Below are 24,389 nucleotides of genomic sequence, written 5' to 3'. Positions count from 1 at the left end.
TGACCCCGCTGTCGCGGATCGCGTCGATCAGCCGTTCCGGTATCCCGCACAGCCCAAATCCGCCCGCGCACAAATGCATCCCGTCAAAGAGAAGCCCCTCCAACGCGCGCGCAGCATCGGGGTAAAGTTTCTTGACCATGAGCAAGCCTCTCCTTCGTGGCCTGTTCTGGCGCAGGTAAATTATCATTTCTAATGATTTGTTTTTTGGAATAATAATAAGTGATGGCTATCAATCGCATCGGTCTATTTCATCTGGAAACCCTGTTGTGGATCGACCGGCTCGGCACCTTTGCGGCGACGGCGGAGCGGCTCAACACCACGCAGCCGGCCATTTCCGCGCGGGTGCGGGAATTGGAAGCGCATCTGGGCGCGCGCCTCTTTCGCCGGGAGGGCCGGACCATGTCCTTCACCCCGGCCGGGCGCCAGTTGGTGCGCGATTGCGCGCCGCTCTGGAGCGATCTGCAGAGCGTGCTGCTGCGTTGCGGCGGATTGGCCGAGGCGAGCGGCGTGGTCCGCATCGGTACGGGCGAGATTGCGGCGGCAAGCTGCCTTCCGGACTTTGTGGCGCGACTGAAGGCGCAGATGCCGCATGTCAGCCTGGAGCTGGACATCGACCTGACCGCCAATCTGATCCAGCAATTGCTGTTCGGGCGCGCCGACATCGCCTTCGCGGCCGGGCCGGTGGCGCATCCTGCGCTGCAGTCGAGTCCCATTGGCGGCGTACGGCTCGTCTGGCTTGCCAGTCCGGCGATCGCCGCGTCATTTCGCAACGGCGGAGGGGACCGCACCATTCCGATCTGGTCGCTGGCCAGCCATTCCCCGATCTATGGGCGGATGCGGGACGCGATCGCCGCCTCCCGAATCGCCCACAAATCGCTCAACCTGTGCAACAATGCCCGGATGATGATCGACATCGCCAAGGCGGGCGGCGGCATCGGCATCTTTCCAGAACCCATGGCGCGCGCCGACATGATGAACGGGGCTCTGGTGGAACTGGGCGACATGCCGGACCTGGCGCCGATCGAATTCCATGTCGCCAGACGGGTGTCCGACAATGATCCGGTGGTCGCCGCGATTTTCGAGCAGGCCAGCGCCCTGAGACTGGGGCAGGGTGGGGCAGAGGCGGGCGTGCCGCCGCCCTGGAGCGGGTTTCGATCTGATTGAATCAGATCGCCGCTCTGGATTCCTTGTTTTCCCCGATTTCTTGACCAGCGATCGGCTCCGATCGCTTGGAAATCGCTCTAGGAACCGAGTGCCTGATTGGGATCGACGGTTCTGATGGCCCCGGACGTCGCCCCGGTTTCGGGCGGGACGGCGATCGCGGGTTGGGCCGGCGCCGTGCCAGTACCCAGAGACAGCTCCTTGTCCACATAGACCTCGAACTTCGTGCCGGCCGGTAGCTTGACATCCTTGCCGTGCACGAGGACCGCGAGCGGGAGGAAGACGATGCCCGCGCCGACGGCGCCCAGGGTGCCGGACTTGCCCTGCGCATTGCGCTGGCCACGCACGGGCACATCCGTTCCGCCCGCCTTGACGGTGCTGACCTTGATGTCGAGCTTGCCGGAGCGGCCGAGCAGGCCATTGTCCCTGACCCGGCTGACTTCCCCGACTGCCGGGCTGCCCGCAGGGATGAGCGTGACGCCGCCGATGGTCACGGGCCTGGCCACCGCCAGTTCGACCCGGTCCCCGACGCGGGCGGATTTGGAGGATATTTCCTGACGCGTCTCCAGTTGGATCGCCATGCCTTCGGGAAGGATCATCGACTGGGCCAGGGCTGGGCCGGGGGCGGCAGCCAGCAACAGGGCGGCGGCGCTCCATGAGCCGCTCCAGCGCGTCGGCGACAGGCCAGTCATCGGGTCATCCTCTCCGCTTCGGGCACGGGCTATGCAGTCCATGGCAATTTACGCCTGCCGGGCCGCGGCTTCAAGGAATGAGTCCGGTCCGTCGTGCCCAGACCCCGGAGCGCGACCTGCCTCTGATCTATCGCAGCGCGCTCTGGCCGGCAGCGGATGCGCCTTGTTCGGACGGCCCGAACGCCTGCGCCAGCGGGCCTGCCATGGCGAGGACGGTCAGTTCCCCGTCCATCAGCATCCGGCCCGCCTGTTTGCGCTGCACCTTGCCGCTGGTCGTCCGGGGGATCGTGCTGGCGGACACCAGCACCAGATCGGTGACGGCCAGTTCCAGCCGTTCCATGGCCATGGCGCGCAGCCGGCCAGCCATCTCCTGCACCTTCTCGTCGGACAGGGCGCGGGCGTCGTCGCGCTTCATTTCCGCGATCAGGACGATGTGCTGGGTATCGCCCATCTCGATCTCCACGGCGGCGGCGCTCGCCTGGCCTACCGTTCCGGAGAGTTCCGACCAGATCTGCTCGACGTCGCTGGGCGCATGGTTGCGGCCGCGGACGATGATCAGGTCCTTGAGACGGCTGACGATGAAGAATCCTTCGGCCGCTGCAAAGCCGAGATCGCCGGTGCGCAGGAACGGGGCCCCTTCGTCCAGCCGGCCGAAGCTTGCCTCCGTCGCGGCGGGATTGTCGATATAGCCGGCGGTGATGTGCGGTCCGCGCAGCCAGATTTCGCCCACCGCCCCGTCGGGCAGCGCTGCGCCGGTCGCAGGATCGACGATCCGCGCCTCTGCCCCCGCCATGGCGGGGCCGCAGCAGGCGAGCTCCAGCACGCCTTCCCTGTCCTTGCTTTCCTCCGCCCGTCCCGCCGCCAGAGCGCGGCTGTCATAGCTTTTGACGATCGGGTCGCTTTGCGGCGGGACCGCGATGGTCACGAGAGTGGATTCAGCCAGGCCGTAGCAGGGCAGGAAGGCGCGTCTGTCGAATCCCGCATCGGCAAAGCATTCGGCAAAGCGGTCGAGCGTGCCGGGCCGGACCCGTTCCGCGCCGTTGAATGCGACGCGCCAGCCCGACAGGTCGAGATCGTCCGGCATGCCCCGGCGCGTGGCGAAATCGACGCAGAGATCGTAGCCGAAATTCGGGCCGCCGCTGGTATGCGCGCCGTAGCGGGTGATGAGCTGAAGCCAGAACATCGGCCGGTTGATGAACGCGGCGGGCGAGGTGATCACGCAGGTGGAGCCCAGGAACAGCGGCTGCAGGATATTACCGAACAGGCCCTGGTCGTGATAATGCGGCACCCAGCCGACGAAATGGGAATCCTGGTCATGGCCGAAGGCGACCTGGATCATCGCCTCATTGGCGATGATGTTGCCATGGCTGATCATCACCCCCTTGGGATTGGACGTGGTGCCGGAGGTGAACTGCAGTACGGCAAGCTGGTCGGGCCGGAGCGTCAGTGCCGCAAAGGGGTGCGGTTCGGCTGCGAGCGCGGCAAATTCCAGATAGCGCACCGGGCCGACGGCGAGGGCGGCGGACAGTTCGTCCCCGAACAGCGCGGCCATGCTGTCGTCCAGCAGGATGCAGTCGGGCCGGATGTCGCCCAGCATGTTCAGGATATTCTGGAGCCTTGCCTTGCGCCGGCCGACCGGGGCGAGCGGAATGGCGACGCCGCCGGCCGCAAGGCAGGCGAGCAGCGCGAGTGCGAAATCAGTACCCGCCGAGAAGAGGAGGGCGATCCGCCGACCCGCCAGCCCCCGGGCCGACAGGGCGCCGGCAAGCTGCGTGATCCGCGTCGCCAACTCGGCATAGGTCAGGCTGCTCTGCGCGCCGTCGCCCTGGTCGAATATCAGCGCCGTCCGATCCGGAATGCTGTTGCCATGATCGAGGACGATGTCGACGATCGACCGGCTGAAGTCTATCTGCATTTCTTTATGCGAACCCGATATTCTGGTCATTCCGCGGCGAAGGCTATCCGAAGCAGGCCGATCTTGCGCATGCGGAAACCGGCTGCCGACATGCGCAGATAGCGGGAATATTTCTCGACCGGATGGACCGCGGGATCGACCACGCCGCCGCGCACCGCGCTGCGCAGCCGGTTGCTCCACATCTCGCAGGTGCGCGCATAGTCCAGCCCATCGTCGCGCAGCCTTTCCATGCGGAACAGCCCCTTGGATGCGACGACGATATCCTCCAGCGTCGGCAGTTCCGCGGCCGGGAAGATCTCGTTCGAAATGAAGGGATTGGCATCCTCCGGCGACATCCTGCCATAGGCGATGGTCTGGAGCGAGAGGCGGCCCTTGCCCTTCATCCAGTCGCGGCAGGCCTGGAAGAATTCACGGTACACGCCGCGACGCTCCTCCACGCTCTGCTGCGGATGGGCGAAATGTTCGAACGCGCCGACGGAGATGATCGCGTCGAACGGCCGGTCGGGGCAATAGTCGTGCCAGTTGGAAAGGACCGCGCTGATGCCGGGATCGCCCAATTGCTCGATATAGGCGAGCTGTTCCTCGCTCAGCGTCAGGCCGACGCATTCGCTGACGCCATGGGTGCTGCGCAGGTTGCGCATCATGCCGCCCCAGCCACAGCCGACGTCCAATATGCGCATGCCTTCGCCCGCGCCGACCGATTCCGCATGATAGTCGAGCTTGCGCTGCTGCGCCTCCTCCAGCGGGGCGTCCTTTGGCAGGCCGTCCCACATCGCGCTGGAATAGGTCATGCTGGGGTCGAGCCACGCCGAATAGAAATCGTTGCCGACATCATAATGGTGGCGGATGGCGGCGGCCGAGCCGCCATATTCGATCTGTTCGTCCTGGATCATTGCGGGGCGCCGCCCTGCTGCATCGCCATGTCGCTGACCGCCGCGGCGATGCCCGTCGCCGCGTCGCGGATCGATTCCGCCTCGAACAGCAGTTCCAGCGGCAGTTCGTCGGGCAGGTTCAGCCAGTTTTCCAGCTCCACCATCAGCGAGATCGCCTTGGCGGAATCAATCCCGAAACTGTCGAAAGGCGCATCGGGCGAGATGGCGGCTGGCGCCACATTCACGATTTCGGCGATGTGCGCGACGATCCAGCTTTCGATTTCCTCTGCCGATGCCTGTCGAATAAGGTCGGAATTCATCAATGTCCCCTTGAAGCCGAACGGGATGCCCCGAACCTGCCATAATAGACGTCCGCCCCGGTCGTGGCGGACGGATGTGTGCCGGACTCGATCTCCGGCTGGGCGGCGATCTTCTGCAGTTCCGGATGCTCGCGCGTCAGCCGGGCCGCCGCGACATGCACATTGTCTTCCCCTGGAAGCAGCTTGTCGATCAAGATGTGCGAGGGCCGGGGCAGGCCCCACATCTGGCGCATCTCATCGAGCGCCGCCTGCGACACTTCCACCTCATAGGCGACGGCCTCCCCCTGGCCATAGTCCGTGGCGGAGCCGAGCAGGGTCAGTTTCCAGCCGACGCCATAGCAGAAGCTGAGCATGCGCACGTCGGTGAAGCCCACGCAGCGGTCGATCCCGGCCTCATAGGCAAGCTCCAGCGGCGCGATCATGCAGGCGGCCTTGCGCCGCAGATTGTGACGGCGCATACCCCGCTCGACGCAGAACCCGCGGCTCAATTCCCAGGTGCGCCCATCGTCGATCGGACGGATGCCGGCCGGCAGGACATGCGAAAAATGGTCGAGCAGCATGGAACAGTCGTCCGTGGGGCGGAAGCGCAGCCCCATGACGACCTGGTTTTCCGCCGAAAACCCTATGATGTTGCTCGCGCGCGCATCATCATATTCGTCATATTCCAATCCGTCCTTGACCGTGAGATCCCAGCCAAGCTGGTTAACGAACACCTCCGCGCGGGCCTGGTGCAAATCTCTGATCTCTTCCTGGTAAAGGGCGGAATTGTCCTTCGAAATCAGATGAATCAAATCCGTCGGTCCCCCGCAAGCAGCGGCAGCGCCTCTAGCATATTATACGCGGCAGGTCATCGGAAAGTTGCGCTGTACAATCCATCCGAGCGCAAGGAATTCGGATGCTTTCAGGCGCCCTGCTTCTGCCGGGCGCGCTGCACATGGACCTTTATCGCCTGCACGGAGCGGTCGAGCGCTTCTGCAATGTCGAGGTCGCACCATCCGGCCTGCCGCCGGTCGAGGCAGAAAATTTCCGTCTCCGTCAGGTCTGTGGCGGCCGGATCATCCCGCGCGTCGAGCAGGGCGATGCCCCTGCACAGATAGAGCGTCGCCATGGCGTGCAGGTTCGCATGCTCCTGCGGGCTTTCGAGCATGCTGAGCAGGCGGATCTCCACCTCATAGGGCCGCTCGTCCCATCCGGTGATCGGGAAACACAGCCGGGGAAGGGCATCGGGCTGCGCGATGGGGCCGCGCCAGCCGGCCTCCCCGAACAGGCCGGTTTCCCCGAACAGGAAGCGCCGGCCGCCGTCGCTGACGTCGTAGCAGGCATGACTGGCGGCCTGAAGGCCCAGCGCCTGGCTGAAGCGGGTCACGAGGCTGTCGATGCTGAGCATGCCGTCGACCCCGGCGATGAAATCGGCGGCGGTCGTCGAGCTTCCGGCGCGAAGCTGGGTGCTGGGGATATATTCGCTCATGGTTCCTCGCGCAGGCTATGCCTGTCGTCATGCAGCGCCAGGTCTTAAAGGCGGGTTAAGCCTGCTCCCCCGCGCCGTGCTTCTTCTTTGCGGCAGGGCGAGCCCTGGGCGGGATGTCGGTCGACCGGCGCTTGACATGGCGACGGAAAGGCAAAAGGTCGGCCACAGACCGGACATCAACGATGGGGACAACATGCTGCCGACATACCGAACCGAACCTTCCGCCGATGATGCGGTCGATGCATGGCTGGCGTCGCATGGACAGGATGAGGGCGCGCCGGCCATCGCGGGCGACACGAGTCGTCCGGAACTCTATTCCCAGGCGCGTTGGGAACCGCTGTTCCGGCAGATGCGCGAGGCGGCGCCACTGAATCGGGTGGAGGGCACGGCCTATGGCGATTATTGGAACGTTTGTTCCCACTCGCTGATCATGGAGGTGGAAGGGAAGCCGGACCTGTTTTCCTCCTCCTGGAAATATGGCGGCATCACCATTGCCGACCCCGCGCCGGGCGAGGAATTCCAGCTTCCGATGTTCATCGCCATGGATGAACCGGAGCACAGCGCGCAGCGGAAGACCGTGGCGCCCGCCTTTACGCCCGCGCATATCGCCGAACTGGCGGTGAAGCTGCGCGCGCATACCGCAACGGTGCTGGACAGCCTGCCCGTGGGCAGTCGTTTCGATTGGGTGGAGAAGGTTTCGATCGAGCTTGCCACCAGCATGCTGGCGACGATCCTGGGCTTTCCGTGGGAGGACCGCCATCTGTTGACGTTCTGGTCCGACTGGGCCGGGCATATGGAAGCGGCCCGCATAGCCGAACTGTTCCAGGTGCGGCGCGAGATGCTGACGGAGATGGCGACCTATTTCCACCTGCTCTGGGAACAGCGCCGGGCCAGTCCGGAGGGGACCGACCTGCTGGGCATGATGATCCGCAGCGACAGCATGTCGGAAATGGGGCCCATGGAATTCATCGGCAATCTGGCCCTGCTGATCGTCGGCGGCAATGACACCAGCCGGACCAGCATGTCGGCCGCCATATTGGGGCTGGACCGCTTTCCCGATGAGCGGGCGAAGCTGATCGCGGACGAGAGCCTGTTGCCCAACGCCGTCCAGGAGATCATCCGCTGGCACACGCCCATCGCGCATATGCGGCGGACGGCGACGGCGGATTGCGAACTGGCGGGGCAGAGGATCGCCGCGGGCGACAAGCTGGCGCTGTGGTATATTTCCGCCAATCGCGACGAAGCCGTCTTTCCGGACGCTGATCGGCTGGACCTGTCGCGCGCCAATGCCAGGCGCCATCTTTCCTTCGGGCATGGCATTCATCGTTGCGTGGGCGCCCGCCTGGCGGAATTGCAGCTTCGGATCCTTCTGGAGGAATTGATGAAGCGGCGACTGCAAGTGAATGTGGTTGGCGAGCTGCGCCGCGTTCACGCCAATTTCGTGAATGGTTTCCGGCAGATGGAGGTCGAACTGACGTCCTATTGAACACTGCTCGAACATTGCCGCGCGCGTCCGATCCGGAGAAGGATGGGGATGGCGTTTAACCTGTAATTTACCAAGCCCGGTTACAGGAAAGGATCATCAAGAATATAACGGATCGTGGGCCATGCATATTTGGGGTTATAAGGGGTGTTGGAAGCGGCTGCTTCTCACGTCGGCTGTGTTTGCGATGGCGCCGCCCGGCGCTGCATGGGCGCAGGCCGTTCCTGACGCCGACATATTGGTGACAGCGCGCAAGGTGCCTGAACCGCTGCTCAAGGCGCCCCTCTCCGTCACCAGCGTTTCGGGCGACACGATCGTCGCCGCCGGCCTGCAAAGCATTACCGACCTGACCCGCTTCGCGCCCAATGTCGATATCAGCGGCGGCATTGCGGGCCAGTTGCAGGGGCAGATTTCCATTCGCGGCATTTCCACGCTCGTCCGCAATATCGGGCTGGAAACCGGCGTGGGCATCTATGTCGACGGGGTCTATGTCGGCCGGCCGGAAAATTTCGTCCAGCATCTGCTGGACATCGATCGGGTCGAGATCGCCCGCGGGCCGCAGGCCACGGAATATGGCAAGAACACCATAGCCGGCGTGATCAATGTCCAGACCATCCAGCCGGACGCCGATCCGGGCCTGTCCGTCCGGTTGGACGCGGGCAATTACGACTATCGCCGCGGCGAAGCCGTGCTGGGCGCGCGCCTTGACGACCGCTTTTCGGTGCGCGGGGCGGTCGCCTATGCGCGGCAGGACGGTTTCTACCGGCATCTGTCGGGCGGTCAGGATGCCGGGTCGACCGACCTGTTGACTTGGCGCCTTTCGGCCAAATTCGCGCCGACCGACCAGTTGTCTTTCATTGCGCGCTGGGACGGCCTGCGCGACCGGGGCGTGCCGGCCTTTTTCCAGGCGGATGCGCTGGCGGGCTATCCGGCCGACTTTCCCTCGCGGCAGCCGCTGCATATCAACAACAACCGACCCAACCGGCTGCATCGCGACAGCCAGGGACTTTCGTTGACGGCCGAATGGACGTCCGACACGATGTCGCTGACGTCGATCACGGCCTATCGCGATTCTTCCTATGAAGCGTCGCTGGACGACGATCAGGAACAGGTGGACTTCGTCTCGGCCGACAATTTCAGCGATGATTCGCATTTCTTCAGCCAGGAATTGCGGCTGGCCGGCGGGACGGGGAAGCTACACTATCTGGTCGGCGCCTATTATTTCGACCAGATGGTGCGGACCGACCGGGGACTGGGACTGGGCGCCGACACCGGCGTTCCCGGCAACCCCGTGCTGACCACCATGGGCAGCGTGAAGACGGAGAGCGGTGCGCTGTTCGGGAGGCTCGATTATGCGCTGACCGATCGTCTCTCCCTGTCGGCGGGCCTGCGTTATACGCGGGAGAAGAAGCGCGCCCATTTCGTGCAGGATGACGTTTCCGGCATATTCCCGCTGCTGGGATTCCCCGCGCTGACCTTTGACGGGCATTCGACCGACAATGATCTGTCGCCGAGCGCAACCCTGTCCTATGAGATTGCCCCGGACGCCAATCTTTACGGCCGCTTTTCCAGGGGCTTCAAGAGTGCGGCCTATAATGTCGACATCGCTTCGTCGTTGAGCGGCCTGACCGCCACCCCGGAAAAGGCGACCAGCTATGAGGTCGGCTTCAAGGCGCTGACCTTTGGCAAGCGGTTGCGGCTGAACCTGGCGGCGTTCGTGACGGATTATGAACGGCTGCAGGTCTCGCAGGTGCTGGGCACCGGGCTGGCGCTGACCAATGCCGGACGCGCCCAGATCCAGGGGGTGGAGGGAGAGATGGCCCTTCAAATCTCCTCCCGTCTGCGGATCGAGGGGAATGCGGCGGTGCTCGATGCGCATTACAAGCGGTTCGACAATTGCGGCGTGCCTGCGTCGGTCGGTGGCGGCAGCATGGACTGTTCGGGCAAGGACCTGGTGCTGGCGCCGCATTTTTCGGCATATGGCGCGGTCACCTATGAGGTGCCGGTCGCGTTCGGGACGATCTTCACCCGCGCCGACATGGATTACCGCTCGACCGTCTATTTCGAACCGACCAATTCCGACAGCTTCAAGTCCGGTCCGCGTACCCTGGCCAATCTTCGTCTCGGGCTTCGCCACGACAATTGGGAGGTCGCTGCCTGGGTCAAGAACCTGACCGACAAGATCTACAAGACCTATGCCGACGATCGATCCGGTTTGGGCGTTTTTCGCACGGCCGCCTATGGTGCGCCCCGCACCTACGGCATCAGCCTTTCTTCGACATTTTGAGCATGCTGGCCGCCGGTGCATGAGGGCCGGTCATTAATCAAATCTTAGCCAGCAGATGGTGAATCATTTGCAACGCCCCTGGCGTCGGAACAGCAGGAGTATAATGGCGGACCACATTTCATCGCGGTCACCTGACGAATGGAAAGGCAGGCAAGACCCGATGGATGGCGACCAGAAAATTCTGGCGTCGGCTGGCGTTCTGCGGTGCGTGGTGGATGGCGATGGCCGGCTTCACCCTGATCCCGCCGCTGCGCATCATTTTGGCCTGGCGCCATCGCAACCCCTTTTTAACTGGCTTCGTGGGGTTCGGGGCGCCCTCCGCAAGCCGATCTTTGAGATTATCCGCGTCGTTCGCCAGGAGCAGCAAGCCGAAGCGACTCTTACGTTGCACGGCGGTGCCGGCGACCTCAGGCATATCCGCGTTCTTGCGCAGGCCCGGCATCGGGGGCCGGATCGGCCAGTCGTCGATCTGGTGGCGGTCGACGTGACGTCGGAGCATGCGGAAATCGACCTGCTCCGGCGCAGCATGGAAAATCTGCGGCTGATCGTCGAATATAATCCGCAACTGCCCTGGATAGCCGATGCGGAGGGGCGGATCATCGATTTCACCGATCGGTGGCTGGAGAATACCGGACTTGAGCGGGATGAGGCGGCAGGTTCCGGTTGGCTTTCCGCCACCCATCCCGACGATGTCGAGCCGGTGACGCAACGCGTCGCCCATTCCCATGCGACCGGCGAGCCGTTCGACGTGCGCGTTCGGCTGATGGTCAACGACCAGTATCGCTGGATGCGGGCCCAGGCCTATCCCCGGCGGGACGATGAAGGCCGGATCATCCGCTGGTATGGCTATACCGAGGATATCCACGAAAGCGTGCTGATCGAGGAGCAGATACGCTGGAATGCCGACCATGATTCGCTGACGGAGCTGCCCAACCGCGCGATGTTCAACGCCTGCCTGGACAAGGCGCTGGGAAGGGCGCTGACCGATTTCAAGAAGGTCGGCGTGTTCCTGCTGGACATCGACAATTTCAAGGACGTCAACGACCTGATGGGCCATCATGCCGGTGATGACCTGCTGAAGAGCTTTGCCGCGCGCCTGAAGGCGATCTTCGCCGGCGAGGGAGTGGTGGCGCGTCTGGGCGGCGACGAATTCGCCATATTGATCGAGAATGCCGACAACCGGCAGCAACTGGCAGATCTTGCCGATCGCGCGCTCACCATCCGCGAGACGCTGTTCGCGGCGGGACGTTCGCTGGAATGCCGGGTCAGCGTCGGCGTCGCCGCATTCCCGGAGGACGGGCGCGTGGCGACCGAATTGCTGCGTCATGCCGACCTGGCGCTGTACCGCGCCAAGTCGCTGGGGCGCGGGCGGGTGCAGATGTTCGAGCAGTCGTTGCTGGAGGACATGCAGGAACGGGTGGCGATGATCAACCGGGCCAGGACCGCTGTGCGCGACGGCACTATCATAAGCTATTATCAGCCCAAGGTGTCGTTGCAGACCGGCGAGCTGGTCGGATTTGAAGCGCTGCTGCGGTGGCGCGACAGTTGCGGCACCATCCGGTCGCCGGCCGAGATCTACGCGGCTTTCGACGATCATGACGTGGCCGACATGATCGGCCAGACGATGACCAGCCAGGTCTTTTCCGACATGGCCGCCTGGCGCGCGCGCGGCCTGGCCGTGGGGCATGTCGCCATCAATGTCTCGTCCGCCGAATTGCGGCGGGAGCGCTTTGCCGGACGATTGATCGAGACGATGGAGCGATTTTCGATCGCGCCCGATTCGATCGAGATCGAGATCACGGAGGGCGTGTTCCTGGGCGCCGGATCGGACGCGGTCCGCCGTTCCATCGACGAACTGCACATGTGCAACATCCCGCTGGCGCTCGACGATTTCGGGACCGGCTTCGCTTCGCTCACCCATTTGCGGTCCCTGCCGGTCAGCACGCTGAAGATCGACCGATCTTTCGTCAGCGGGGTCACCGCGCGCGAGAGCGACGGCGCCATCGTATCCGCGCTGATCACGCTGGGCCGGGCGCTCAACATGAAGGTGGTGGCCGAAGGTGTGGAAGAGGCGGACCAGTCGATCAGGCTGCGCGAGATGGGCTGCGATTATGCCCAGGGTTTCTATTTCAGCCGCCCCGCCCCTTCGGAGACCATTCCCGCGTTGATCCAGTCATGGAGCGAAAACAGCGCCGTCATCAGCCTGAACCGGCGGGCGGTCCCCCGGTCTTCACTGGGAAGAGGGGGCGAAGGCTGGGCGGGATCGCGGATCGCCTGAGAGACGGCGCGGCAACCTCCGATCATGCCGGCTAGAGCGATTTCCAAGCGATCGGAACCGATCGCTGGTCAAGAAATCGCGGAAAACAAGGAATCCAGAGCGGCGATCTGAATGAGCAGAAACGCTCCGGTCTTTTGATGCCGCATTTTCCGAGCCGCCGACCGTAAAACGGTCAACTTGAAAATGCTCTAACCGTTGACGATGGTGCCGCCATTGGGGTGCAGCACCTGGCCCGACATGTAGCTGGCGTCGTCGCAGGCGAGGAAGAGGAAGGCGGGGGCGACCTCATTGGGCTGGCCGGGCCTGCCCATGGGCGTGCTCTCCCCGAAATGCGCCAGTTTTTCCGGACTGGCCCCGCCGCTGGGGTTGAGCGGGGTCCAGATCGGCCCCGGCGCGACGGCGTTCACCCTGATGCCGTCGCCCACCAGATTTTCCGACAGGGACCGGGTGAAGGCAGTGATCGCTCCCTTCGTGCTCGAATAGTCGAGCAGTTCCTTCGATCCCTGATACATGGTGACGGAGGTACAGTTGACGATCGCCGCCCCGCGCTTCAGGTGCGGCCGCACCGCCTGCGTCAGGAAGAACATGGCGAAGATGTTGGTCTGAAAGGTCCGGCGCAGCTGTTCCTCGCTGATGTCGGTGATATCGCTGTCGGGATGCTGTTCGCCCGCATTGTTGACGAGAATGTCGATCCGGCCGAGCTCCTTCACCACCTGCGCCACCGCCCGCTGGCAGAAGTCCCGGTCGCCCAGGTCGCCCGCCACGGCCAGCGCCCGCCGTCCCTCCGCGCGGACGATCGCCGCGGTCCGGGCCGCATCGTCATGTTCGCAGAGATAGAATATGGCGACATCGGCGCCTTCGCGGGCGTAGAGAGCGGCAACCGCCCGCCCGATACCGCTGTCGGCGCCGGTGACGATCGCCACCTTGCCCTCCAGACGGCCGGAGCCGGGGTAGCGGGGTTCCCATTCGGGCCTGGGTTCCAGCCGGCTTTCATGACCGGGCAGGCCATCTTCGTGGATCATCTCCTGGATTTCGGGCATTGCAAATCTCCTCTGCCCGAAGAACTCATCCCCCGCCGGGGAGTTCATTGGCCGGAACCCGATTCGCCGTGCGAATGGGGCAGATGGAGATAGGCGATGGTTGTGAAAGCTCTGGCTCTCAATTCTACCCGGAAGGCGGTGGAGGGGCGGTCGAGCTCTACCGATGCGATGATTGCGGACGACGTGGCGCGTGCGGCGCGCCTGTTCCAGTTCGCCCCCTATCCGGGCTGAACGTTCGTGGAGAAGGGTGGTCGCGCCGCGCATGTCCGGGAAAATATCGTCCTTTATGGCGCGCTGCTGGCCAATGTCGGGATAGCAGTCGCCAAATTCATCGCCTCCGCGCTGACCGGCTCCTCCTCCATGCTGACGGAGGGGGTGCATTCGCTGGTCGACAGCGGCAACCAGCTGCTGCTGCTTCATGGTCAGTCCAAGGCGAAGCGGCCGGCCGATGCGGCCCATCCCTTCGGCTATGGGCGCGAACTGTATTTCTGGGCTTTCGTCGTCGCGATCCTGATCTTCGCGGTTGGTGCGGGCGTATCGGTCTATGAGGGCTGGCTGCATGTCGCGCGGCCGGAGCCGCTGCGCGATCCGGCCGTCAATTACGCGGTCCTGGCCATCGCCTTCCTGCTGGAGGGCACGTCCTGGACCATCGCCGTGCGCGAATTCGGGCGCAGCCGGGGGCCGAGCAGCTGGTGGCAGTCGATCCGCCGGTCGAAGGATCCGGCGGGTTTTATCGTCCTGTTCGAAGACAGCGCCGCTCTCATCGGTCTGGTCGTGGCGGCGATCGGCGTCTGGGCGAGCCATTATTTCGGCGATGCCCGACTGGACGGCGTCGCCTCCATCATCATCGGGCTGGTGCTGGGCGGGGTGGCGGTCCTGCTGGCGCGGGAGGCAAAGGGCCTGCTGATCGGGGAGAGCGCTGACCGAGCGATCATCGACACCGTGCGGCTGCTGCTCGACCGGCGGCCGGAGATCACCGCCGTCAATCACATCCGCACCATCCACACCGCGCCCGATGCCGTCTTCGTGGCGATCAGCGCCGATTTCGACGACGACCTGCTCATGGGCCGGGCCGAAAGCCTGATCGAGGAGATGGAGAGCGAGTTGAAGCGCGCCATCCCCGAACTCACCTCCATCTACATCCGTCCGGAAAAGCGGGAGGATGCGGTCATTCAGCCGCCTGCGCGGTAAGACGCTGCACCCGCCAGCGCCGGTTGTTCATGTCCACGGCGCGCCAACTGGCCCCTTGACCATTTGACGATGATCACCATCAAATGCCGGTCTGTCGATCCGGAACCGAGGCCTGCATGCTGTCCGCCATCCTCGCGCGCCATATGGGTGCGCGGCAAATCCATTATGGCTGGGCGGTGCTGGCCGCGACCTTCCTCACCATGCTGGTCGTCGCGGGCGCGGTAGGCGCGCCCGGCGTGTTCATCATCCCGCTGCAGAAGGAATTCGGCTGGAGCGCGGCGGATATTTCCGGGGCGCTGGCCATACGCTTCGTCCTGTTCGGCTGCATGGGGCCGTTTGCCGCCGCCTTCATGAACCGCTTCGGCGTGCGGCGGATGATGCTGATCTCGCTGTCGATCGTCATCGGCGGGCTGCTGCTGTCGATGGGCATGACCCAATTGTGGCAACTGGTCCTGCTATGGGGCGTGGTCATCGGCATAGGCACGGGCCTTACCGCCATGGTGCTGGGCGCCACCGTCGCCACGCGCTGGTTCACCCATCGGCGGGGGCTGGTCATGGGACTGCTGTCCGCCAGCACCGCGACGGGCCAACTGGCCTTCCTGCCGCTGCTTGCCGCGTTGACGGAGCGTTTCGGCTGGCGGGCCGCCATCCTGCTGGTGTGCGGAGCGATCCTGCTGGCGGCGCTGGCCGTGCTGCTGCTGATGCGGGATCGTCCCTCCGACCTCGGCCTGCCGCCCTATGGCGAGAGCGAGGTCCATCCCGTGCCAGCTCAGCCAGCCGGTTTCGGCGCCCTGCTGATCAGCCCGCTTCGCATATTGGCCGACGCCGCGCGGGTGCCGAGCTTCTGGATATTGTTCTTCACCTTCTACATATGCGGCGCCAGCACCAACGGGCTGGTCCAGACGCATTTCATCGCGCTGTGCGGGGATTATGGGCTGGCGGCGGTGGGCGCGGCGTCGATGCTGGCGATGATGGGGCTGTTCGACTTTGCAGGTACGCTCGCGTCGGGCTGGCTGTCGGACCGGTTCGACAATCGCTGGCTGCTGTGCTGTTATTACGGGCTGCGGGGGCTGTCGCTGCTCTATTTGCCGTTCAGCGATTTCTCGCTTTACAGCCTGTCGATCTTCGCGGCCTTCTACGGTCTGGACTGGGTTGCGACCGTGCCGCCGACCGTCAAGCTGACGGCGCAGCGTTTTGGGCCGGAACGGGCCAATGTCGTGTTCGGCTGGATCTTCGCCGGTCACCAGCTGGGCGCCGCGAGTGCGGCGCTGGCGGGCGGTCTTTCCCGGACGGTCTGGCAAAGCTATATGCCCGCCTTCGTCGCGGCGGGGATATTGTGCCTGATCGGCGCTGGGTTGGTGCTGTTCATCAATCGTGGGCGGGGCAAGGCCTTCGCCCTCGCCTGACCGGCTGGTGGAGAAGGTTGAATGTTGCAAGGGAAGATCGCTCTCGTCACCGGGGCCGGGCGCGGCCTGGGACGCGAAATCGCGCTGGGCCTTGCGGGGGCGGGCGCGCATGTCCTGCTCCATGGCCGACGGGCGGCGCAGCTTCAGGACACGGCCGCCGCCATCGCCGCCGCAGGCGGGACGGGCGAGCCGCTGATCTTCGACCTGGAGGATGGGGAGGCGCTTCGGGCGGCGCTCGGTCGCCGCGGCCCGATCGACATATTGGTCAACAATGCCGGCCATCGCGACCGCCGGCCGATCGGAGAGCTGGACAGGCTCGCGGTACGGCGGATGCTGGAAGTCAATCTGGTCGCGCCCTTCGATCTTGTCCGGGTAGTGGCTGGCGACATGAGGGAAGGCGGGCGGATCGTCAACGTCACCTCCATCGCGGGCCAGATCGCCCGATCGGGTGATGCCGCCTACACCATGGCGAAGGGCGGGCTGGACGCGCTGACGCGGGCTCTGGCGGCGGAACTGGGCGTTCGCGGCATCACGGTGAATGCCGTCGCGCCTGGCTATTTCGCGACGGACGCCAATGAGGAGATGATCGCCGATCCGGGCGTTGCGGATCATCTGGCGCGGCGAACGTCGCTGGGGCGATGGGGACGGCCGGAGGAGATTGTCGGCCCGGTGCTGTTCCTGGTGTCGGACGCGGCATCCTATGTGACCGGGCAGGTGCTGGCGGTGGACGGTGGATATACCGCCCATTTCTGAACGGCAGCGCAGCGCGCAATCTCACAGGAACAAACCCTAGGCAGCCAGGCCCCGCATGCGCAGCAGGGCGTCGACCTCCGGTGCGCGGCCGGCAAAGGCCCGGAAATTGTCCGCCGCAGGGCGGCTGGCCCCAGCCGCGAGGATTTCGCGGCGGAAAGCGGTCGCGCCGCCGCCGGGGATGTCGGCATGGGCGAAAATCTCGAAGGCGTCGGCCGACAGGAGTTCGGCCCAGAGATAGGAATAATAGCCCGCCGCATAACCGCCCGCGAAGATATGGCTGAAGGCATGGGCGAAGCGGTTCCATTCCGGCGGATGGATCACGGCGACCGCCTGGCGCACCTGATCGAGCATGGCGTTGACCCGCGCGCCCTGCGCCGGATCATAGTCGCGGTGGAGCAGCAGGTCGAAGGTCGCGAATTCAATCTGGCGCAAAATGGCAAGGCCTGCCTGGAACTGCCGCGCCGCCAGCAGCCGGTCGAACATCGCCTGCGGCAGCGGTTCCCCGCTGTCGACATGGCCGGACAGCTCGATCAGCGTGTCCCTGTCCCAGGCGAAATTTTCCATGAACTGGCTGGGCAGTTCCACCGCGTCCCATTCCACGCCGCTGATGCCGCCGATGGAGGGCAGGTCGACCTCTGTGAGCAGATGATGCAGCACATGGCCGAATTCGTGGAATAGCGTCACCACGTCGTTATGCGTCAGCAGCGAAGGCCGTTCGCCCGACGGGGGCGCGAAATTGGTGGTGAGATAGGCGACGGGAAGATGCAGCCGATCGGCGTCGCGGAAGCGCGAACGACAGACGTCCATCCATGCGCCGCCCCGCTTGCCCGCGCGCGCGAACAGGTCGAGATAGACGCCCGCCACCACGCTGTCGTCCGCGTCCAGCACATCATAGAACAGCACGTCCGGATGCCAGGACGACACGCCCTGGCGAGCGACCAGGCGGACGTTGAACAGCCGGCCGATCAGCGCCTGCGTTCCCGCAAGCACGCGGGGCAGGGGGAAATAGGCCTTCAGCGCCTCCTGATCGACGCCGTGCAAGGTGCGGCGCATCGCTTCGGCGACATAGGAAAGATCCCAGGGCCGCACATCGTCCAGCCCCAGATGGTCGGCGGCGAAGGCGCGCGCGTCGGCCAGTTCACGCTCCCCGACCGGCCGTGCCCGCCGGGCGAGATCGGTCAGGAAGGCCAGCGCCTCGTCAGCGTCGGCGGCCATCTTGGTTTCCAGCGAATGGGCGGCGGAATCGGCAAAGCCCAATATCTGCGCCGCCTCATGGCGCAGCGCCATGATCGCGTCGATCCGTTCACTGTTGTCGTGGCTGCTGTCCTCTGCCTGGTCGGAGGCGCGGGTGTTGTAGGCGCGATAGACCCGTTCCCGCAGCGCCCGGTCCCTGGCGTGATAGAGGATGGCGAGCACGCTGGGCTGGCGCAGGGTGATGAGCCAGCCCGGCAGCCCGCGTTCCTGCGCATAGGCGGCGAGGGTCGCCCTGTCGCTGTCCGGCACCCCTTCGAGCGCCGCTTCGTCGGTGACATGCTCGCTCCAGGCTTCGGTCGCATCGAGCACGGCATTGCCGAATTTGGTGCTGAGGTCGCTCAAGGCGACGCCGATGTCGAGGAAGCGTTGCCGCGCCTTCCCCTCCAGCGCGACGCCCGCCAGGCGGAAGCCGCGCAGGGCAAGATCGACGGCGCGGCGGGCGGCGGGCGGCAGGCCGGCGAAATCGGGGCGGGCGGCCAACCGGGCAACGGCATCGTGATGTGCCCGGTTCTGCCCCGCCTCCATCAGATAGGCGGTCATCAGCGTCTGGGCGGCGGCATGCGCTTCCCGCAATTCGGGCGTATCCGCCACGGAGGAGAGGTGCCCGATCGGGGACCAGACCCGCGACAACAGGAAATCGGCACGCTCGGCGGCGAGGATGACCGCTTCGAAATCATCCTTCCCGCTGGCGGTGATCCCTTCGACGGCGGCGCGGTGGGCTGCGATCGCCTCCTCTATGGCGGGGACGACATGGGCAGGCTGGACGGCGGCGAAATCGGGCAGGTCGCTGTCGGCAAGAAGGGGATTGGCGGTGGTCATGGCTACTCGTGGACTGCTGGCCCCCGTGGGAGGAGGAACAGCCTCTAATTGGGCGCGGGCGCGCCACTGTTCAAGCATTTCCCATCAGGCGAGCGTCACATAGATTTCCGCCTCGATGATCCAGTCGGCGCCGATCTGCCGCCATTTGGCGCTGTAGCTTCCCGATGCCAGGACATGGTCCGAACCGGCGGTCACGCCCTGCCACCGGCCATGTTCCATCGCGATGGGTTCGACCGGCGAGACGATGATATTTTCCGGCGTGCGGGTGTAGACGGCGCGCTTTGCGGCCGCGAATTCCCGCTTCCAGGCCTGGAGCTGCGCCTTGCGGCCGGAGATGACGGCGCTGTCCGATCCGGTGACGAGCAGGGCCTGGGGCGCGAGCAGGGGGGCGATGGCGTTCAGGTCCGCTTCTGCCAGGGCGCGGTTGAAGTCGGCGCGGCGCAAGCGAATGGCAAGGTCAGGGGAGGACGTCATCGAGCTTCTTTAGGATTTTTGAGCAGGAATGGCCAATGGCTGCCGTCAGGCGCGCTGCGCTTCCGGGAGGCGGAGAAGCGGACAACGGCGGAAATACTGCCTAAATCCGCATCTGGTTCAACAGTCCCAGCGTTGCGGCATAATAGTCCTGATCAGCGGTGGCGGCCGGCAGGTTGCGGTCCAGCAGGCGTCCTGCGATCGCGGTGGCGCCCGCGGACAGGGCATAGGGGGCCGTTTCGCCGGTCACGACATTCACCCAGGCCGGCAACGGCTTGCCGGCGCGGTTGAGCGCAGACCAGTAGCGCGCGATGGTGTCGCATGCGCTGCGTCGGCCGCTCATCAGGCAATAGAGCGGCACGCGAATACCCTCGAAGCCGAAGACCGGATCGCGGCCCTCCGCCGGTTCGACCACGCCCTTCCCCTTGATGTCGAGCCAGTCGGCGGGCAGGCCCGACGGGCCGAAGCGCGCGGCCTTCAGGATCTTGAGGCCGTCGGAAGCCAGCGGACCCCAGAAACGGGGTTCCAGCCGGACGAAGCTGTCGATCGCCGGCCACACATAATAGGATGGGTTGATGACCACCCGGTCCGGCCTGGCAAAACCGACCAGGCCCGGCAGCAGCAGGGAGAAGCCGTGACGCTGCACGATCAGCTTCTGCGCGATCGCGCCGCGGATGGCCGCTGACTGATGCAGATAATCCGCCTTCCCCCAGCGGCGGCCCGCCATCAGCAGCGCCCAGGCGATCAGCAGGTCGCCATCGGTCGCATTGTTGGGATCGGCCACCGGATCGGCGCGGCCGGGGGTGAAGCGCCAGCTGTGCAGCGCCACGTCCTTGCGCAACAGGGTCTGGGCGGTCCAGCGCGCCATGCCGTCGAAGGCGGCACCGTCGCCCGCCGCCTGCGCCAGCACCATGCCATAGCCCTGACCCTCGCTATGGCTGACGCCGCCATTGCCATTGTCGACGATCCTGCCTTCGGGCGCCAGGAAGCGGGCCTTGTAGCCCTGCCAGAGCGCGGGATCGAGCATCAGGCCATCAGCGGATCTGGAAGATTTGGCACGGGCGCAACCGGTCGTCAGCGCGAAGGCGAGGACGGTCAGGACCGTCCGCCGTTCAAATCCCATGGCGCAGTTCGATATGCCCGTCCTGGTTGCGCGAAATCCTGGTGCTGAGCCGTTCGCCGCTGCCCATCTGCCGAAACCATGCGTCATAGGCTCCTTCCAGGATGAAGGGGGCGACTTTTGCCCAGATTCCCTCAGCATCGCCCTCCAGCCTTTCGGGCAGGCCATGGTGGAAGATGTCGATTCCTTCATCGTCCAGTTCGAAACGGACGCTGCCCCAATGCAGCCTGTCCCAGACCATGTTGCCGTGCTGCGTCAGCCTGTCCATGTTCCTGGCGTTGTCGATCGGATGGCTTTTCGCGAGGCGGGCGCCGAGGGCCCGGAAAAATCCCTGCATCTGCTCCGCCGTGGCGGCGGAGGCGATTTCGGCGAGCATCAGGCTGACGAAGCGCTGCGCAGCCTCCCCGCTGGAGGCGAGCATGGCGATGTCCTGATCACCCGCGACCGGGAAGTCCTTCACGAACAACATCAATTGCCTCCGATATTCTGCTTGAGCCCGATAAGTGTCTTGAATTCCTTATATTCACCGAAAGTGTTTATATTCAGTTCCCCGCCCAGCCGGGTATTCGGGCTGACCCGGTAGGAAATCGCGCCGGTCGCCGACAGGCCGAAGCCCGTCTTGCTGATGCTGTCATAGCGGGAGCGGACATCGCTGTTCTGGCTCTTGAGGAAATCCAGAACGCCCTGCGCGCCCGGCTCCGTCGGATAGACCGGCTCACCCTGTTGATCATAGCTTTGATAGCCCGGCGCGACGCTGGCCTGGATGCTCATCGGGCCGTCATTCGTCCAATAGCGGATCGGGAAATTGACGCTGAGGAAGCTTTGAGGGCTGAAATAACCACCATGGCCGTAGGTGAAATAATTCTGGTTGTTGTCGTAATTCTGGTAATTGACGTTGAAGCCGACGGAAACGCCCGAGCGCGCATTCTGCCACGCGCGCAAATAGCCGCCGGCGTTGATCTCCACACTGTCATTGTCGCGCACTGCCGTGCCGTCATAATGATAGAAGGAACCGTCGGCATAGACGCCATTGCCGTTGCGGTCATAGGACAGGGACAATCCGCCGCCGCTCTTCATGACCGCGCCCCAGAAGGCGCCGGTGCGAGGATCCTCCGTGCCGGCATAGGCAATGATGCTGTCGGTCACGGGCTTGCGGTCGGCCCAGATGCGGGCGGTCGCGTTGGTCGACAGGCGCGGCGTCACCTCGATCCTGCCGGTGACATGTTCCTTGGGGAAACCGAGCGGCGTGACGCCTGCTTCCAGCATCAGCAGCTTGCTGACATAGCTGGCGGTGACGGCGACGCCGGACTGGTGCTGCGTTTCGGCATTTGTCAGCACGGATGGTTGCTCGTCCACGATCCCCTGCGCTTCGGGCGTGGCGTTGGTGCCGAAGCGGGCGAGGCCGGAGCCTGTCGGGCGGCCCGCATCCAGCACGACCGCCGTCGCCTTGACGCCGACCCGGCCCCCGGCGAAGGGCGTGGAGACGGAGGCGCTGCCTGTCATTTCGCGCAATTTGCTGAGGCCCGTCTCGCCGGAGCGGGAGCGGAAGCCGGTGTCGACATCGACGCGCGGGCCGCTTTCACCGGCCGATTCCTGCAATTGCTGATCGATCTCCGCCAGTACCGGATCGGCGGGGACGTTCGTCATGCCATTGCCCTGAACGCCGTAGACCGGATCGCCATAGACGGGGTTGCCGTAAGAGGGCGCTGGTGCCGCCATGCCGGGGAAGCCGGTCGGGGCGGCATAGCCTGGCGCGGTTGGGTAGGCGGGCGCGGCAGCGGGCAAGGGATAGGGTGATGCCGCCGGCTGCTGCGGGGCGAAGCCCATGGGCGGCGCATAGGGCGCCGATATGGCCGTGGGATTGCTGCCGAGTGCGAATGGATTGACCGGCTGCGGCGCGGCCATGGCGCGGAAGGGGTTGGCCGACTGGGGCGCCGCCGCAAAGGGATTGCCGTTCGCCATCATGGTGTCGGGCGCCATGCCTGTCTCACGCATGTAGAGCGCCTTGGCGGTCTTGAGGTAACGCGCCGCATCGCCGTCATTGCCGCGGGTACGGGCCATGCGCGCCGCCGCCATATAGACCCGGTAATCGGCCGGGTGCATCTGGATCGCCTGCTGGGTGACGGCGCGCGCCGTATCCATGTCGCCCGACGCGCTGGCCGTGTCGATCAGGCCCACCATGGCGTCGCGATCGGACGGCTTTTGCGCCAGCAGCATGCGGAAGGTCTGCGCCGCCTGCGCGTTGAGGCCGCCTGATTGGTACAGCCGCGCCAGGGCGGAGAGGATTTCCTCATTGCCCGGCGTCTCGTTCCATGCCGCCTGCAACATGTCGAAGGCCGGGGCGAACTGACCCGCCTGCCGCATTCGGTCCGCCTGCGCGGCGGCGAGCGTCGCCTTCAGATTGCCGAGGCTGCGTTGACCCTGAAGCGACGGGCCGGCCAGTGCCGACGCCTTTTGCACGGCGCTCATGGCCAGGCCGTCCTGCCCGGTCTGCGCCAGGACCCGCACCGCGGCGTCATAGGCGCCCGCATCATTGGCGGGGGCGTCCAGAGCCTGGGCCGCCAACTGGCTTGCGCCGCGCGCGTCGCCCAGTTCCAGCATGCCCTGGGCCAGCGCGCCCATGCGGTCGGCGAAAATGCCCCGCATCTCCGACGCTTGGCGCAGCATGGCGAGACCCTGTCCCTGCGCGCCCCTGGCCCCGGCGGCCTTCGCCTGGACTATGGTGGCGGATATGCCCAGGCCGGCGATGAAATTGCGCATCTCCGCCGTGCGCTGCCCTTCCGGAATGCGCGCGGCGACAGCCTGCGCATCGCCGGTGCGGCCCGCACGGTCCAGGATCAGCGCAGCGGCGTAGAGCGGCTCGGCCTTGTCCGAATAGGAAAGCTGGCGGACGAGCGCGTCCTGCTCCGCCACGCGGCCCTGCTGCTGGAGCAGGCCGGCGAGATCATAGGCGACCCATGGGTCGTCGGGCGCACTGCCCATGGCGGCGCGCAGCAATTGTTCGGCGCGCGCTGCGTCACCGCTATCCAGCGCGGCGCGTGCCTCGTTGCGGGTGGCGCTGGCCTGGGCGATGGCGGCGCCTGAGCCGGCGGCCCCGCCGGACTTGCCCAATTGCCGGTAGAGTTCGGCCGCCTCATTATAGCGGCCCTGCCGTTCATAGACGCTGGCCAATACCGATATGGCAGGCCCCTTGTCGCGGACGTTCGACTGGGTGAGCGTGGTGGCGAGTTGCTCCGCGCGCGCCAGATCGCCCTTGTCCAGCGCCGTTCGGGCCGAGTCGAGATCGGCATAGAAGCGGGCGGACTGCAATGCCTCGGCCCATTTGCCTGCGCTGCCCGTGCGGGAGGCGCGGGCCAGCAGGTCGCGGGCCTGTGCAAATTCGGACTTGCGCAATCGTACGATGCCCATGCCGCCCAGCGCGTCGGCGTCGTTGGGATTGGCGGAAAGCGCCGTGCGGAAGCGGGCGGCCGCGGTGTCGAGTTGTCCAGCCTCCAGCGCTCGGAAGCCGCCGGCGCGGGCATCGCCGCCCCGGTCGCTGCGGGTCGGGCGGGCCGGGCCGGATGGTGCGGCGGCCGCCTGCGTGGGTGCGGCGGGGCGAGCGGCCTGTGCGGGCTGCGGCCTGGCTGCGGCTTTGGGTTGGGGCGCATTGCCGGCAAGGCCGCGCCGTGCCTCCGCATTGGCGGGGTCGATGGCCAGCACCCGGTTATAGGCCTGTCGCGCCAGGTCGCCGCGTCCCTTGGACTGCCAATAGCGTGCCTGCTTCAGCAGCGGGGCGACACCCTGCACCTCCGCATGCGCCAGGGGCATGGTCGCGATGGCGAGCAGAGGCAGGCCGAGGATCGAGATCGTCTTCTTCATG

General features: G+C 65.4%; 22 protein-coding genes. 8 read left to right on the top strand and 14 right to left on the bottom strand.

The genetic code is table 11. The features are described 5' to 3' along the window. Nucleotides 1-139, bottom strand: a 139-nt coding sequence (locus MRBLSP13_RS02895) for a CoA-transferase (RefSeq protein WP_363752594.1), incomplete at its 3' end; no start/stop codon positions are given. Nucleotides 140-222: 83 nt separating this feature from the next. Here MRBLSP13_RS02895 and MRBLSP13_RS02890 point away from each other — a divergent pair. After that, nucleotides 223-1,164 (top strand): LysR family transcriptional regulator, encoded by a 942-nt coding sequence (locus tag MRBLSP13_RS02890; protein ID WP_363752574.1) that lies wholly within the window; start codon nt 223-225, stop codon nt 1,162-1,164. Nucleotides 1,165-1,241: 77 nt separating this feature from the next. Here MRBLSP13_RS02890 and MRBLSP13_RS02885 read toward each other — a convergent pair whose 3' ends face one another. The 6 genes from MRBLSP13_RS02885 to MRBLSP13_RS02860 all read right to left on the bottom strand — a co-directional run bounded on the left by MRBLSP13_RS02885 (nt 1,242) and on the right by MRBLSP13_RS02860 (nt 6,428). Then, a complete protein-coding gene (locus MRBLSP13_RS02885) occupies nt 1,242-1,853 on the bottom strand; it encodes a hypothetical protein (protein WP_363752572.1) in 612 nt (203 codons plus the stop codon). Between the two features lie 127 nt (nt 1,854-1,980). Further along, nucleotides 1,981-3,768 (bottom strand): fatty acyl-AMP ligase, encoded by a 1,788-nt coding sequence (locus tag MRBLSP13_RS02880; protein ID WP_363752570.1) that lies wholly within the window; start codon nt 3,766-3,768, stop codon nt 1,981-1,983. A 26-nt stretch (nt 3,769-3,794) separates the two neighbouring features. Beyond that, entirely contained in the window at nt 3,795-4,661 is an 867-nt protein-coding gene (locus tag MRBLSP13_RS02875) for a cyclopropane-fatty-acyl-phospholipid synthase family protein (RefSeq protein ID WP_363752568.1), read from the bottom strand. Next, nucleotides 4,658-4,960: an acyl carrier protein gene (locus MRBLSP13_RS02870; protein ID WP_363752566.1), complete on the bottom strand. Its 303-nt coding sequence runs from the start codon at nt 4,958-4,960 to the stop codon at nt 4,658-4,660. Before MRBLSP13_RS02870 ends, MRBLSP13_RS02875 begins: the two co-directional genes overlap by 4 nt. Next, nucleotides 4,960-5,751, bottom strand: coding sequence for an acyl-homoserine-lactone synthase (locus tag MRBLSP13_RS02865; protein WP_363736623.1), 792 nt, complete (start codon nt 5,749-5,751; stop codon nt 4,960-4,962). The genes MRBLSP13_RS02870 and MRBLSP13_RS02865 overlap by 1 nt, the downstream gene beginning before the upstream one ends. Nucleotides 5,752-5,861: 110 nt before the next feature. Next, nucleotides 5,862-6,428, bottom strand: a complete 567-nt coding sequence (locus MRBLSP13_RS02860) for a helix-turn-helix transcriptional regulator (protein ID WP_363736622.1) — start codon at nt 6,426-6,428, stop codon at nt 5,862-5,864. 136 nt (nt 6,429-6,564) lie between these two features. Between MRBLSP13_RS02860 and MRBLSP13_RS02855 the strand changes: the two genes are divergently transcribed. Both MRBLSP13_RS02855 and MRBLSP13_RS02850 read left to right on the top strand, forming a co-directional pair. After that, nucleotides 6,565-7,914 carry a cytochrome P450 gene (locus MRBLSP13_RS02855; RefSeq protein WP_363752564.1) on the top strand — a complete coding sequence of 450 codons (1,350 nt, stop codon included), beginning with the start codon at nt 6,565-6,567 and terminating at the stop codon, nt 7,912-7,914. Nucleotides 7,915-8,098: 184 nt separating this feature from the next. After that, entirely contained in the window at nt 8,099-10,198 is a 2,100-nt protein-coding gene (locus tag MRBLSP13_RS02850; RefSeq protein WP_363736620.1) for a TonB-dependent receptor, read from the top strand. A gap of 127 nt (nt 10,199-10,325) precedes the next feature. Here the strand turns inward: MRBLSP13_RS02850 and MRBLSP13_RS02845 are convergent, their stop codons facing one another. Next, nucleotides 10,326-10,697, bottom strand: a complete 372-nt coding sequence (locus tag MRBLSP13_RS02845; protein WP_363752561.1) for a hypothetical protein — start codon at nt 10,695-10,697, stop codon at nt 10,326-10,328. Here MRBLSP13_RS02845 and MRBLSP13_RS02840 point away from each other — a divergent pair. Beyond that, nucleotides 10,683-12,476, top strand: coding sequence for a putative bifunctional diguanylate cyclase/phosphodiesterase (locus tag MRBLSP13_RS02840; RefSeq protein WP_363752558.1), 1,794 nt, complete (start codon nt 10,683-10,685; stop codon nt 12,474-12,476). The two genes, MRBLSP13_RS02845 and MRBLSP13_RS02840, sit on opposite strands and share 15 nt — an antisense overlap. Nucleotides 12,477-12,664: 188 nt before the next feature. Here MRBLSP13_RS02840 and MRBLSP13_RS02835 read toward each other — a convergent pair whose 3' ends face one another. Continuing rightward, nucleotides 12,665-13,516 (bottom strand): SDR family oxidoreductase, encoded by an 852-nt coding sequence (locus MRBLSP13_RS02835; RefSeq protein ID WP_363736617.1) that lies wholly within the window; start codon nt 13,514-13,516, stop codon nt 12,665-12,667. Between the two features lie 96 nt (nt 13,517-13,612). On the opposite strand from MRBLSP13_RS02835, the gene MRBLSP13_RS02830 reads away from it, so the two are divergent. The 4 genes from MRBLSP13_RS02830 (at nt 13,613) to MRBLSP13_RS02815 (ending at nt 16,866) form a co-directional block, all read left to right on the top strand. Then, nucleotides 13,613-13,747 (top strand): hypothetical protein, encoded by a 135-nt coding sequence (locus MRBLSP13_RS02830; protein WP_363736616.1) that lies wholly within the window; start codon nt 13,613-13,615, stop codon nt 13,745-13,747. A 6-nt stretch (nt 13,748-13,753) separates the two neighbouring features. Continuing rightward, nucleotides 13,754-14,707, top strand: a complete 954-nt coding sequence (locus MRBLSP13_RS02825) for a cation diffusion facilitator family transporter (protein WP_363736614.1) — start codon at nt 13,754-13,756, stop codon at nt 14,705-14,707. A gap of 116 nt (nt 14,708-14,823) precedes the next feature. Next, entirely contained in the window at nt 14,824-16,113 is a 1,290-nt protein-coding gene (locus tag MRBLSP13_RS02820; RefSeq protein ID WP_363736613.1) for an MFS transporter, read from the top strand. A gap of 21 nt (nt 16,114-16,134) precedes the next feature. Then, nucleotides 16,135-16,866: an SDR family oxidoreductase gene (locus MRBLSP13_RS02815; RefSeq protein ID WP_363736611.1), complete on the top strand. Its 732-nt coding sequence runs from the start codon at nt 16,135-16,137 to the stop codon at nt 16,864-16,866. 36 nt (nt 16,867-16,902) lie between these two features. Here MRBLSP13_RS02815 and MRBLSP13_RS02810 read toward each other — a convergent pair whose 3' ends face one another. From MRBLSP13_RS02810 to MRBLSP13_RS02790, 5 genes are all read right to left on the bottom strand, one after another. Beyond that, complete coding sequence (locus MRBLSP13_RS02810; RefSeq protein WP_363752555.1) at nt 16,903-18,939, bottom strand: M3 family metallopeptidase; 2,037 nt, start codon at nt 18,937-18,939, stop codon at nt 16,903-16,905. An 84-nt stretch (nt 18,940-19,023) separates the two neighbouring features. After that, nucleotides 19,024-19,413, bottom strand: coding sequence for a nuclear transport factor 2 family protein (locus MRBLSP13_RS02805; RefSeq protein ID WP_363752552.1), 390 nt, complete (start codon nt 19,411-19,413; stop codon nt 19,024-19,026). Between the two features lie 100 nt (nt 19,414-19,513). Further along, nucleotides 19,514-20,533: a glycosyl hydrolase family 8 gene (locus tag MRBLSP13_RS02800; RefSeq protein WP_363736605.1), complete on the bottom strand. Its 1,020-nt coding sequence runs from the start codon at nt 20,531-20,533 to the stop codon at nt 19,514-19,516. After that, nucleotides 20,523-20,999, bottom strand: coding sequence for a cellulose biosynthesis protein BcsD (gene bcsD / locus MRBLSP13_RS02795; RefSeq protein ID WP_363752550.1), 477 nt, complete (start codon nt 20,997-20,999; stop codon nt 20,523-20,525). The genes MRBLSP13_RS02800 and bcsD overlap by 11 nt, the downstream gene beginning before the upstream one ends. Continuing rightward, the gene (locus tag MRBLSP13_RS02790) at nt 20,999-24,388 is read right to left on the bottom strand and encodes a cellulose biosynthesis protein BcsC (protein WP_363752547.1); all 3,390 of its coding nucleotides are present in this window, start codon (nt 24,386-24,388) and stop codon (nt 20,999-21,001) included. The genes bcsD and MRBLSP13_RS02790 overlap by 1 nt, the downstream gene beginning before the upstream one ends. Nucleotide 24,389: the final 1 nt, after the last annotated feature.

Origin of the sequence: Sphingobium sp. LSP13-1-1.1 (assembly GCF_040676415.1) — a bacterium.
GTDB lineage: Bacteria > Pseudomonadota > Alphaproteobacteria > Sphingomonadales > Sphingomonadaceae > Sphingobium.
Note: the sequence above shows the minus strand (reverse complement) of the source record. Positions and strands in the feature narration are given on the sequence as shown.